The sequence below is a fragment of the Furfurilactobacillus siliginis genome, assembly GCF_001437435.1.
Classification (GTDB): domain Bacteria; phylum Bacillota; class Bacilli; order Lactobacillales; family Lactobacillaceae; genus Furfurilactobacillus; species Furfurilactobacillus siliginis.
In genome coordinates this window covers 39,534-51,141 of sequence record NZ_JQCB01000012.1, presented here as the reverse complement: position 1 = coordinate 51,141, position 11,608 = coordinate 39,534, and the positions used below count along the sequence as shown (strand labels likewise).

Annotated in this window: 16 protein-coding genes and 2 pseudogenes; 13 read left to right on the top strand and 5 right to left on the bottom strand. The window is 44.3% G+C overall.

The genetic code is table 11. The features are described 5' to 3' along the window. Nucleotides 1-55: 55 nt before the first annotated feature. From IV55_RS08215 to IV55_RS08190, 6 genes and pseudogenes are all read left to right on the top strand, one after another. Nucleotides 56-538, top strand: a pseudogene (locus IV55_RS08215) (agmatine deiminase family protein); the annotation flags it as partial. 191 nt (nucleotides 539-729) lie between these two features. Further along, nucleotides 730-1,230 (top strand): pyridoxamine 5'-phosphate oxidase family protein, encoded by a 501-nt coding sequence (locus IV55_RS08210; RefSeq protein WP_057811174.1) that lies wholly within the window; start codon nucleotides 730-732, stop codon nucleotides 1,228-1,230. 3 nt (nucleotides 1,231-1,233) lie between these two features. Continuing rightward, nucleotides 1,234-1,734, top strand: a complete 501-nt coding sequence (locus IV55_RS08205) for a hypothetical protein (RefSeq protein WP_057811173.1) — start codon at nucleotides 1,234-1,236, stop codon at nucleotides 1,732-1,734. Between the two features lie 73 nt (nucleotides 1,735-1,807). Next, nucleotides 1,808-2,224: a pyridoxamine 5'-phosphate oxidase family protein gene (locus IV55_RS08200; protein WP_057811171.1), complete on the top strand. Its 417-nt coding sequence runs from the start codon at nucleotides 1,808-1,810 to the stop codon at nucleotides 2,222-2,224. Nucleotides 2,225-2,661: 437 nt separating this feature from the next. Then, nucleotides 2,662-3,264 carry a nitroreductase family protein gene (locus IV55_RS08195; RefSeq protein WP_057811169.1) on the top strand — a complete coding sequence of 201 codons (603 nt, stop codon included), beginning with the start codon at nucleotides 2,662-2,664 and terminating at the stop codon, nucleotides 3,262-3,264. A gap of 300 nt (nucleotides 3,265-3,564) precedes the next feature. Further along, nucleotides 3,565-4,134: a hypothetical protein gene (locus IV55_RS08190; protein ID WP_057811167.1), complete on the top strand. Its 570-nt coding sequence runs from the start codon at nucleotides 3,565-3,567 to the stop codon at nucleotides 4,132-4,134. A gap of 91 nt (nucleotides 4,135-4,225) precedes the next feature. Here IV55_RS08190 and IV55_RS08185 read toward each other — a convergent pair whose 3' ends face one another. The 4 genes from IV55_RS08185 to IV55_RS08170 form a co-directional block, all read right to left on the bottom strand. Next, nucleotides 4,226-4,411 (bottom strand): hypothetical protein, encoded by a 186-nt coding sequence (locus tag IV55_RS08185; protein WP_057811166.1) that lies wholly within the window; start codon nucleotides 4,409-4,411, stop codon nucleotides 4,226-4,228. A gap of 383 nt (nucleotides 4,412-4,794) precedes the next feature. Further along, complete coding sequence (locus IV55_RS08180; protein ID WP_057811164.1) at nucleotides 4,795-5,037, bottom strand: DUF2922 domain-containing protein; 243 nt, start codon at nucleotides 5,035-5,037, stop codon at nucleotides 4,795-4,797. 32 nt (nucleotides 5,038-5,069) lie between these two features. Next, entirely contained in the window at nucleotides 5,070-5,276 is a 207-nt protein-coding gene (locus IV55_RS08175; protein ID WP_057811162.1) for a DUF1659 domain-containing protein, read from the bottom strand. 531 nt (nucleotides 5,277-5,807) lie between these two features. Further along, a complete protein-coding gene (locus IV55_RS08170) occupies nucleotides 5,808-6,854 on the bottom strand; it encodes a DUF3114 domain-containing protein (RefSeq protein ID WP_057811160.1) in 1,047 nt (348 codons plus the stop codon). 128 nt (nucleotides 6,855-6,982) lie between these two features. Between IV55_RS08170 and IV55_RS08165 the strand changes: the two genes are divergently transcribed. From IV55_RS08165 to IV55_RS08140, 6 genes and pseudogenes are all read left to right on the top strand, one after another. After that, nucleotides 6,983-7,318: a thioredoxin family protein gene (locus IV55_RS08165; RefSeq protein ID WP_083483988.1), complete on the top strand. Its 336-nt coding sequence runs from the start codon at nucleotides 6,983-6,985 to the stop codon at nucleotides 7,316-7,318. A gap of 116 nt (nucleotides 7,319-7,434) precedes the next feature. Then, a pseudogene (locus IV55_RS10575) lies at nucleotides 7,435-8,025 on the top strand (zeta toxin family protein); the annotation flags it as partial. 39 nt (nucleotides 8,026-8,064) lie between these two features. Continuing rightward, complete coding sequence (locus IV55_RS10570) at nucleotides 8,065-8,214, top strand: hypothetical protein (RefSeq protein WP_237756167.1); 150 nt, start codon at nucleotides 8,065-8,067, stop codon at nucleotides 8,212-8,214. Continuing rightward, nucleotides 8,201-8,410, top strand: coding sequence for a hypothetical protein (locus IV55_RS08150; protein ID WP_057811155.1), 210 nt, complete (start codon nucleotides 8,201-8,203; stop codon nucleotides 8,408-8,410). The genes IV55_RS10570 and IV55_RS08150 overlap by 14 nt, the downstream gene beginning before the upstream one ends. A gap of 270 nt (nucleotides 8,411-8,680) precedes the next feature. Next, the gene (locus IV55_RS08145) at nucleotides 8,681-9,463 is read left to right on the top strand and encodes an alpha/beta fold hydrolase (protein WP_057811153.1); all 783 of its coding nucleotides are present in this window, start codon (nucleotides 8,681-8,683) and stop codon (nucleotides 9,461-9,463) included. Between the two features lie 69 nt (nucleotides 9,464-9,532). Further along, complete coding sequence (locus IV55_RS08140; protein WP_146993611.1) at nucleotides 9,533-9,754, top strand: hypothetical protein; 222 nt, start codon at nucleotides 9,533-9,535, stop codon at nucleotides 9,752-9,754. 82 nt (nucleotides 9,755-9,836) lie between these two features. Here IV55_RS08140 and IV55_RS08135 read toward each other — a convergent pair whose 3' ends face one another. After that, nucleotides 9,837-10,280, bottom strand: coding sequence for an OsmC family protein (locus tag IV55_RS08135; protein WP_057811149.1), 444 nt, complete (start codon nucleotides 10,278-10,280; stop codon nucleotides 9,837-9,839). 173 nt (nucleotides 10,281-10,453) lie between these two features. On the opposite strand from IV55_RS08135, the gene IV55_RS08130 reads away from it, so the two are divergent. Next, complete coding sequence (locus tag IV55_RS08130; protein WP_057811147.1) at nucleotides 10,454-11,602, top strand: NAD(P)-dependent malic enzyme; 1,149 nt, start codon at nucleotides 10,454-10,456, stop codon at nucleotides 11,600-11,602. The last annotated feature ends 6 nt before the right edge of the window (nucleotides 11,603-11,608 follow it).

Sequence of the window (11,608 nt, the reverse complement as noted above, 5' to 3'; positions counted from 1 at the left end):
AGGAAGCTGATCTTTTTTGTCCGAACAGCGTTCGGATTAATTTTACAATCTACCAAAAAAAGGAATTTTTAATGACGAGACAAATGGCCATTTAGATAATATTGCTAATTTTGTTCGACCAGGTGTTGTTGTTCTAGCCTGGACAGATAATAAGGATGATCCGCAGTATGACATAAGTAAGGAGAACCTGGAAATTCTTGAATCAGCTACTGATGCCCGTGGGAGGAAAATTCAAGTAGTCAAGCTGAACTTACCTAAGCCAATTTTGATTACTGATGAGGAAGCCAGTGGAGTAGACAAGGTTCCTGGGACGTTACCACGTATGTCCGGAGATAGATTAGCTGCAAGTTATGTTAATTACTATACGGCTAACGGAGGAATTGTTTATCCAAGGTTTAATGATCCGGCAGATGCTAATGCGCAGCGTGTTCTGGAGGATCTTTATCCAGGCAGAAAAGTCATTGGCATTCCAGCACGTGAAATTTTGTTAGGTGGTGGGAATATTCATTGCTTCACGCAACAAGTTCCAGCTCGCTAAAGAGTCAGAAGTTAAATTTTTTGTGGTCGATGCTTAATACATCGGCTTTTTTGTTTTTTTAATGACTATGAGGGCGGCATAATGTGATTGGCGATTGTATTTCTAGATTAAACAATTTGTCTTTTCAATAGACACTAAATTTACTAACAAATAAGGCGTAAAATAACAGTAAATCCAGGAGGTATCCAACCATGCGTAGAAAAGATCGCGAAGTAACATCCCTTAGTGAAATAGACGACATTTTACAAAATGCTCATGTGATTCATCTCGGTATTCATGCTGGCGATTATCCATATGTTGTACCGACTAACTACGGCTATGAACTTGATTCGGCGGGACATTTGACGCTGTACATTCACGGCGCTCCCGCAGGTCGGAAGGTTGACTTGTTGGCAGAAGATGGGCGGGTTGGTTTTGAAATTGATGATGGTGGGTCATTGATGAAGTCTGAGACGAGCGATGCCAGTGAGAATTCCTGGTGGTATCACAGTGTGATTGGTACTGGCACGGCCGTTCAAATAACTGATCCAGCTGAAAAGGTAATTGGGCTCGAACGACTATTGATTCATGAAACGAATCACGTGTGGGATGCACCGGATGATCATGATTTGGCTTATGTGAATTTGTATCGCATTGAGGTTAAGGATTACTCAGCAAAGGCACACGCGCGCATGAGTCCAAAGAAGGATTAGCAGATGGACAAAAGCATATTTTATTTAACAATCAATGCGCGTCGTGGTGAGCGATTTACGGTTAATGACGGGGATGGCAAGAAGGTGGGGAGTTCGCCATCACGATTTTGGCCCAGTCTGTGGAATACCTTTTTAGGTTGGCTCATTGCGGTTCCCACTAGCGATGAATTGACAATAATGGATAATGTCTTGCTGGTGGAATCCAAGCTGCGGTTCATGGATACGAAATATCGCATCGTTGTGAATCATCAGCCGGTTGCGCTGCTCACGTCGAAAAACTTCCGTGGGAGCGATTTGATCAATGTCAAAAACAAACGGTATGCGTTGAAGAAAGGCCTTGGAGATACACATTTCACGGTGTTAGCTGATGCGCAAACGCCAGTAGTGACGATTCAAAAACAGTTAGGAACCGCTGATAAATATCAATTAACGATTTCAACTGATTTCGGTATCCTGACTGGAATCGGTCTGGCCATCGCGATTTTGGCGGGTCAAGGCAAATAGGTCGAAACAGATAAATGGTTTGTTTTAACCGAAACTTCTATAATGAAGCACATTAGAAGGGGAGGATATTCAAATGGCAAAATTAACAGAAGATATGAAGCAGTTGATTGCTGACGGCTTTCCATTCATCGCGACGGTGGATGAGGCTGGCAATCCCCAGATCGGTCCTAAGGGCACGCTACGTGTCTTAGATGATGAACATTTGATCTATAACGAAGAAACCGGTCGTCAGGCTTGGCATAACCTGCAGGCAAATCATAAAGTGGCGGTGGCGGTTCACCCATATCCTGGGATGAAAGGGATTCGTGTTGAAGGTAAGGCGACAATCTACACGGAGGGACAGGTTTTTGATGATGCGCATCAATTTGCAGTGGATAAGAAGCTGCCCGACCTGATTGGCGCCGTCGTCATCACCGTCGACCGTATCGTGAGTTTGGATGCTGGTCCAGATGCCGGCAAAGAACTGGCCAACGAACCGGTTAAGGATTAGTAGACGAAAACTAAAATTAAGGTAATAGAAAAGAAAGTGGGACAAAAGTCGGGGAGTAGCGAGCAAGACCTAAAACGCCTGTACAGATGGGCTCTCAATCCGGTGGGTGGTTGTCCTCTGCACAGCGACTTGACTTTTGGCGCACGTTTCCGCAATTGAAAATCAGAAAATAACAATGGGTCTGGGACATAATTAGTTATGTCTCAGACCATTTTTGCGTGCGCCGACCCATTTCCAGGTCAAATAGATGATGAGCGGTTGGGGAAAAGAAAATGATGATCTTTTGAGATCTGCTAGTTGTTTCGTTCGTATGCACGACACACTAAAATCAGAAAAAAGTAAAAATGTCGTTGCTTACTTTTAGTAAGTGTTATATATTGTACACAGTGCTAGTTCAACTAGCGAACAATTAAATGAAAATTTTGGAGGCTCTTTTGATGAAAGACACATTTTTAAACTTAATGAAGCAACGCCGCTCAATCTATGCTTTGGGTAAGGATGTACGGCCAACCGAAGACGAAATCACCAAGTTGGTGACTGAAGTTGTGAAGGAGTCACCATCTGCCTTTAACAGTCAGACCACTCGGATCGTGTTTGCCTATGGCGACGCACACGACCGCGTTTGGGACATCGTACTTGATGAATTGAAGAAGGTTGTACCAGAAGAAGCTTTTGCTAACAGTAAGCAGAAGATCGACAGCCAATTTAAAGCTGGCTTTGGGACGTTACTTTGGTTTACAGATATGTCTAAGGTTAAGGAATTAGAAGACGGCTTCCCATTGTACGCCGACAACTTCTACGACTGGTCTGAGCAACACGTTGGTAACAGTCAATTTGCAGTGTGGACTGAACTTGCCGAAAACCAAATCGGTGCATCTGTTCAACATTACAATCCACTGATTGATAACGCGATCAAAGATGCCTTTAAGATTCCTGACGAATGGCGGTTACGTAGCCAGATGCCATTTGGTTCTATTGAGGCCTTAGCCGGCGACAAGGACTACATGGCTGACGAAGATCGGTTCAAGGTTGTCAAATAACCACTTTGCATAAACACTTAAACAAAACTGGTTGCCAGAAATGGTGCCAGTTTTTTTTATAGGGTGAGGCGTTATTTAACATTTTTGCGAAAATTGGTATAGCTTTTATTATTTGTGAATGAGATATGTTTGCTGCTTAACTAATGCTGCTATTAAACTATTACATGTGATGCCGCCTCTGCAATAGTAAGCGGGGTTGACTAAATATCACGAATTTGGTATATCTATATTAAAGAAATGTTGCTATAATGGCCTCATAGAAATTAAGTTATGTATATATAAACGAAAAGAGGTCTAAAGATGACACGTGTGTTATTCATCGGTGCTGAAAATACACTGACACAATCTGTAATCAAGCAATTTCATATGCGTCATCCGGAGATCGACTTGCGTTTGTTAACGCGCCATCCACATCAGGTGCCAATAGGATTTCGCCGGCAATTTGAAGTGCTGGTTGGAGAACCAACTGATGTTTTGACGATGGCACAGGCGACTAATGATACGCAGCAGATTTATATCAGTGATGCCTTAAATGCCGCTCGTTGGCTTCGTGCGCTGGTATGGGTGACGCATCACTTCACTCGTAACATTCAACGCATCTTTGTGTCGACGTTGGCGATCAGTGCTGAAGTTGCGCGCGTTACGCAGATTCACGCGGACTACTTTGATACCTTTAACACGTTACGTAAAGATAACCTGAAGTTTAGCTATATTCACGAACTTCGGCCACAATGCTCAAATGGGCGGTTGATTGAGATCTTCAATACACACAGTGAGATTTCACGTCAGGTGGTCGGGAGCATGAAGTTGCCTGAATTTTTGAGCAATCAGGTTGCCGGGGAACTATTTGCCATGGGTTTGGCGAACTAGTTTAAGCATGATTATTTTAGAAAGCAACAAAGGCGTCTGTGGACATAATCGTTATGTCCACAGACGCCTTTTGGTTAGCAGATTTAATTAGTTAGTCGCCGATGCGCGCGAATTGAAGGCTCAATAAGCTTGCTGCCAAAGAACTTTCAAAGCGTGAGTTTTCGGAGCGAACGCTGACTGGCACGATCACTGTGCGATCGGTTACAGCTGGCTTATTTGACTTGAATAGGTGACGTAGTTTAGACGTAATGAGATTGCGGTGTTCTTCGGTTTCCATAGCATGAGCCCTCCACAAATAAAATTGATTACTAAATAAATAACATCTTTTAAACCGTGCGTCAATAGAATTCACGGATAAAGGTCAAAAAAAGTCAAACTTTTTAAAACTGTTATTTATTGACGTTTATTATCCATTTTCTCCGCTCAAATGTCGACTATTTTGTCTGCTGGTTGATGGGGATTTTAGACTGTTCAATTCGGGAATGAGCCCTATCGTGATTTGGTAAATAGGCCGGCAATTAATCGATGGGAATCGGGTAGAGAATGTGACCGGTCAGCCAACCAGAACCGATAAGGATTAGCCAAATGAGTAGACGTTTCATAAATAATCTCCTTTACTAAAAAAACGCACCGGTAAAATCCGATGCGTTCTGTGGGGTGCTAAACAGTAGGTGTCGCAGGTTCTTCGTCGAAGATTGGTGTTGAAACAGTTTCAACGTAGTGGGCGCTGACTGCTTTGACATGAACTGGATTGCCAAATTTATCAACGATCAATCCGGCCGCAATCACTTCTTGCATCGCTGCTTGAACAACTTCCTTAGTCAGATTTTGGCTAACAAAGCGTAACTTTAAATGGGTCGATTTACCGGCAGTGTTCTTGAACTTTAAATTGAGGTCTTTCATATGTGGTCTCCTTTGTCGTGTGGTGGAAGGTGTTAGTTAGCTTCGACGGCTTGTTTCACCGTGACAGCGGCACCCGTAACGGTGTCATCAGACAAGGTGGCAAGGGCGCGACCAAACTGCAGTACTTGTGCATCCGTTGCGCCATTGGCGACATTTGCAAAGTTACGCTTGCGAGGTAGCAGGTGTCCTTCACCAGAAAGTTCGAATTCAACGGTACTTTTGAGCCATGTTTCTGCCATGTGTGTTTCTCCTTTGGGTTCTGTAGTAGTAGTAAGCGCGGCGCCACGACTTACATTATTAGTAACGAAACGAAAGGAGAAAGTGTAAAAATAAAAGAGTGCAACTCAGCCCGGTTAGAACTCGAGCAATTGCAAGCAGGCGGGAAGGGCAAAGCCCTGTACGGTCGGCAGGCAATGCACAGAGTTCTGGGCTGAGTTGCACGTTTCGACTATATAAGTGGCAACGACTATCCGAGCAATTGCAGGAACGGCGGTAGTGGCTTTAGCCACGGACAGCGGTCAGGTGCTGCACAGGATTCAAGGTCTGCTTGCACGTTTCAACTATATAAAAGGCCAACGACGATCTCTACCAAAATCAAAAATCACTACAAGAAAAAATCGTCAGCAACCAGCCTGCACAGGCGTTGATCACTGACGATTTATTTTAACTAGTTTATTTTTCAATTGAACCTGTCACTAAATGCCACCCTGATGATTTTCCACCAGACTGAGCTAGCAAAACGGCACTTTTCTACTATAGAACCTAAATCCTTAGCGATCCGAATTCTTCACCGCGGCATCATATTGTTGCTGCAGTATCTGGATCACGCGTGGTTCCGATTTAGGACTCGTATAAGGCTTCATCGCCAGACGCCGAACCAACGGATCATTTTGCCCGTAATGGATGTCCAGCCGCTGATGGATGCTGTTTGGTTGCCTATAGTCATTTGTGTCGGCGTAATTAAATGAAGCGCCGTTGACTAACGCGTTCCGTTCTTCCAAGGTCAATGCCCGCACATAAGCAGGGACATCATTTACATTGGCGATTTGTGCCAACGGAATTGTAATAAAAGTTGGGACTGGGACCGAAGCCACGATGAATTCACTGTGAAAATTAACGAGTCGCTTAAAATTACCGGTCGGTAGAGTTGGCAACACACCGCGAGCGAGCGCTTCAGGCTGTTTGTTATGCATGCGTGATGAACTAGCAGCACTGGCAGCTTTGCCGTGCGCCAGTGCGTCACGGTCAAATGCTAACAAGGCGTCGAGGTCGTTTTGACCTGGCTGTTTGAAGTTATCGCGAACAAACGCCACGTTATGGGCGTCGATGTGATACCGCAGCTGGTGAACCATCCGGGTGGTGGCATCATCCAAGGCAAATCCATCAGGGAAGGCAACTTGAACGGTTTGCGCAAGTTGGCTCCAGAAAGAATCGTTAGGTGACAAAGTCTTTGCGAAGGGACGATCGATGGCTAAATCACCCGTTTGCTGTGTCAGGTGACCACCCAAGGCACTGAGTAACTGATCAAGTTTTGTTTGTGGTGCGCTGGTGCTAGCTTGAAATAACGTATTAAAGATGGGACTTCCAGCGATGTTGCAGGTGATGCGCCACTCGTTAAACTGGGTAGTGAGGTTTTGGTCATTAACTGAATTTGCAACAAGATGTGCAACGGCACTTAAGGCACCATCATCCCAGTGTTCGTGATCGCCTAATTTGACCAGAAGATCATACGTGTTCGTGACGTACTTATCCATATTAGCGTCGCCTAAACTGACTGGTGGTTGAATGAGTGAAATCAATGTTTGATGATTAGACATCTGCAGTGTTTGCCTCCTGTGTTTATTCGTAAGGTTACCACACTTTACGGATTGCCTGAACGCAAGTAGTTGACTTTTGTCGTAATCGCTATAAAATAGTAAGTAACTTAAATTTAGGAGGCATGGTGATGACACCAATTGAGAACTTAAGTAACGCTGAACTAGACGACATCATTAAACAGGATGGGAAGGTCATGTTATACTTCTCCGCTACCTGGTGCCCAGATTGTGCGTTCATCAAGCCAGTTTTGCCGCAGATCGAATCTAAGTACGACCAGTACCAATGGGTTCACGTTGATCGCGATGCAAACATCGACTTCGCACAAGAAATGGGTGTGATGGGTATTCCTAGTTTTGTTGCTTTTGAAAACGGCAGTGAAATTGGTCGGTTTGCTAACGCTGACCGGAAGACGCGTCAGGAAGTTGAAAGCTTCATCGACAAACTAGAAGCACAACCAGCTTAATTAGATAGTTTACTAGCGATGACCAGCGATGGTTGTCGCTATTTTTTTGCGTTCAAACGAGTGCGTCCTTGAAAAATACGTATGTCACTTTTGTCGGTATTCATTAAGAAAGAACGGTGCAGGTAAATACTTATTTTCAAGGATGGGTGCGCGTGAAGAAAAACACGACGACTGGAAACCGAGATGACGGGGCGCTGCGTTATGATCCGCTGAATTATGTCGCGAAATTTAAGGATGAGTTGATTGCATCGATTTTTAAGTACGCACAGCAAAATGCGGATGAGAAAGTTGCGATTTTTACGGCTGGAACACCCGGGTCGGGAAAGACGGAAGGCGTGACGAGTTCCTTTGGAGATGTTGCTGGAACATTTGCCAAGTTAGATCCAGATGATTTTAGAAGTTTCTTTCCAGGCTATGATGGTGAGAACGCAGCAGAATTTTAACCGGCAGTAAATAAGTTATTATCGCTTAGTTTTAAATATGCAGTTGGGCATAATTACTCATTTATTTACGATACAACGTTTGCGGCAATCAGTGCAGTTGATCGTTTAAAGATAGCATTACGGCATGATTATGCTGTGACCGTGATGTATCACTATCGACCAGCTGAGCAGGCGTGGCAAATTATAGAGGAAAGACGCCAGTTGACGGGACGTGTGGTACCGACCAGGGTGTTTATTGAATCGTTTGCAAAGGTTCATGCAAACATGGAATTGGTGTTAAACACAAAATGGGAGGAACTTCGAGTGTCTAAAGTAGGACTAGATGTTATCATGAAGCTCTGGAGCGCAGAAAACGAATTCAAATTCTTTTTTGGAGTTACTTCTGTCAAAAAAGAATTACCTAGAATTGTTGATCATATAAGATTGGAGAGAATTGTGTATGGAAAACAATAAAACTGAGGATCAAAAATTAATCAGCCAAATTTGGGCGAAGTACGATTATAGTGTCGTAAAGTTAATGACTACTGACAATCATGCTGATCTGGAGGCTTGGGGTGCCGCATCTAGTAGGGAAACGGACAGAAGACTGAAACTAGTGTCAGATGCCGCTGCTAGAATAAAAACGAAACAGGACGAAATGGCTAAGTAATTGATTGCTAACAATATCGATCGTAAGCTGCAGTTAGTCTCTGCAGAAGCAGCTAGGATTAAAAACAGATAGCATAAAGTTAACAGACTTAAACCGGTGCTTTAGAAATTGGTAAGCAAAATCAAACTGCGCGCAGATACTTTCCCGAATGCGAGGAAGTATCTGCGCGCAGTTTACGTTACTCATGAAAATCTATCAGCTATGTGGTCCATTGATTCACCGCATTTTGTGCTATTCTAAATCTAATAGGCAATTGGAGGAGGCACAACGATGTGGTTAACAATAAATGATGGTGTGCGGCTATCTTATACGGATGAGGGAGAGGGGCAACCGCTCATTATTATGACCGGATTCGGTGGTGCCAAAGAAATATGGGCAGCACAGATTCCGGCATTAGTTTCAGCGGGCTATCGGGTCATCAATGTAGATGCGAGAAATCAAGGGAGTTCTCAGCATACTGTGAAAGGGCTCCGGATTAGCCGTCATGGTATGGATTTGGCTGAGGTGATTGACCAACTTTCACTAACCAATGTTGTTTTGCTTGGTAATTCGATGGGGGCAGCAACGATTTTTGCTTACCTGTCATTATTTGGGGATGCCAACGTAGCTGCAGTGATTGATATTGATCAAAGTCCCCGGATGATTAACGATGCCGACTGGCAGTTTGGTTTTAAAGACGTTACGTGGAACGACTTTCCTGATTATTTCAGAATGCCATTAGGATCGTCAACGTATAAGCATATTGATGACGACACCTTTGCGCTTGTGTCAGCGGTAGGTAAGTCGCATCCATTTGACGCTAAGCTGAACGAACCATTTTTATTTGATCATGCAGCGGCGGACTGGCGTGATGTGATTCGTCAATTGACGGTGCCATTACTGATCATTGCTGGTCAAAAGTCGCCGTACTTCAATCCTGATTTTGCGGCGGTCACAGCTGCGATGGCACAAAAAGGGCAATCAGTAGTGATTCCAGACGCTGGACACATTGTCATGGCGGAGCAAAGTGACGCGACTACAAAGGCGTTATTGGCATTTTTGAAGACGGTTTAGTGACTGTGCAAAACAATTGTGTTTTAACGACTTCGTGATATACTGAACAAAAAGTATTAAACGGAGGCCATGATGAGCGAAAAAGTGACGTTAAACTATGCTGAACAAGTGTTGGCGGATGCACCGGATGGCGCCGATTACGAATGGACAACCGAGTACACTGGTCATAAAACGCTACCAATGCGCATCAAGCATATCGATAATTGTGGCTTTGAATTTCCGTTATCCCCAGCTGATTTTGCGGCCGGGAAACGGTGTTATATTCATTTACATTGTGGTTGGGTTAAATAATGTGACAACATTTTTATTTGCACACAAAAGCGCATATTCTAATTGCCATTCGGCAGTCAGAATATGCGCTTTTCGTTACTTGTTAAAATGCATCGTTTACGTCCATCAACGTGAAGGTCACGTTATCACTGGCATGCACGAGCTTTGACACAGGGCAACGTGATTCAGCTAGATCAAACCAAGCCTTAGCAGTTTCACGATCAACTTCATCTTCGGGGATGTACACATACACATCGACGAAAAATTGCAGGCCATGCACATCATGAGCCTGATCGACATCCACACGGACCTTAGTTTGATGCTCATAGCCATCACGTTTTTCGATGGCCTCCAGAGTAGCGTTCAAACATGTTGCCAAGGCCATGCCAAGCAACTGTTCCGGATTGGTGCCGAGATTATCTTTACTAGTCGCATTGATTTTAACGTCAATTTTACCTTCGCCTTCAGCAAACGTATGTCCGACCAAGCCGTCTTCGTTAACAACGCTGGTGTGGTATAACGTACGTGGGCGCTCTGATTTCTCCATGATGAAGCCTCCTAGATAAATTAATACCTCAAGTGTACTGGTTTACAACGAACGTGACAAAGATAGCGATTTATAAGTAACTAATATTTTTAAAAAGCTTAAAAATAGTAGCCTTATTTTACAATATACAAAATGCCGTTTATACTGGATGAAGATTAACAAAGGAGATTTACATGGCTGATCAACTAGATGATGTTTTAAAGCTGCATGCGTTGCATAATGGTGTGCTCGGAATCGAAGCTGAAATGGCGGTACGCAATCGAGCCGACTTAGGTAAAGCGTATACGCCAGGTGTTGCCACCATTTCCAAGATGCTGGCGAAAGATCCAGCGCTGCGTGAACGCTACACGTTGAGTGGCAAGCTTGTTGCCGTCGTGTCTGATGGATCGGCTGTGTTAGGTCTCGGTGATATTGGACCCGCTGGCGCATTGCCCGTCATCGAGGGAAAGTCATTGCTGTATAAAGACTTGGCAGGCGTTAATGCGTTGCCAATTTCGGTTGCCCAAGTTTCGACAGATGAATTTGTCAGCACAGTTAAAAACATTGCAGGTAGTTTTGCTGGTATTCATTTAGAGGATATTGCTGCACCGCGGTGTTTTGAAATTGAAGAACGTTTGAGCCAGGAATTGAATATTCCTGTGTATCACGACGATCAAGAAGGAACGGCGATTGTTGTAATGGCTGCATTACTGAATGCAGCCAAAGTGGTTGGTAAAGATTTCCAATCACTACATGTATTGATCAATGGTGCCGGCGCGTCTGGGATCGCAGCGGGACGCCTGCTGTTTGCAGCCGGTGTGAAGCACATTACCTTAGTCGATATCGATGGCGTGGTGACCGCTGATGACGAACGCTATAATTCGTATCAACGGCAGCTGGCTAAACAAATTGGTTTAGAAACAACAGCGAAAACGTTGCAAGAGGCAATCGTTGGTCAGGATGTCTTTGTGGGCTTGTCTGATGCAAACGTCTTAACCGGCGCAGATGTTAAACAAATGGCAGTAGACCCGATTATTTTAGCGTTGGCAAACCCTGTGCCTGAAATCGATCCAGCAGAGGCACAGGCCGCGGGGGCCGCGGTTATTGCCACTGGATCAAGTCAGTATCCGAACCAGGTGAATAATATTCTGGTGTTCCCTGGCTTATACAAAGGTCTCTTAGCCAGTGGACTCAAACATGTGACATTTGTACTGGAGGCGACGATTGCCAAAGCGCTAGCTGGATTGGTGTCCGAACCGACCAACGAGCATATTGTACCCGGTGTGTTTGATGATGGCGTGGTACAGACGGTTGCGAAAGCCGTGAGTGATTTTGCTAAATAAACGGCG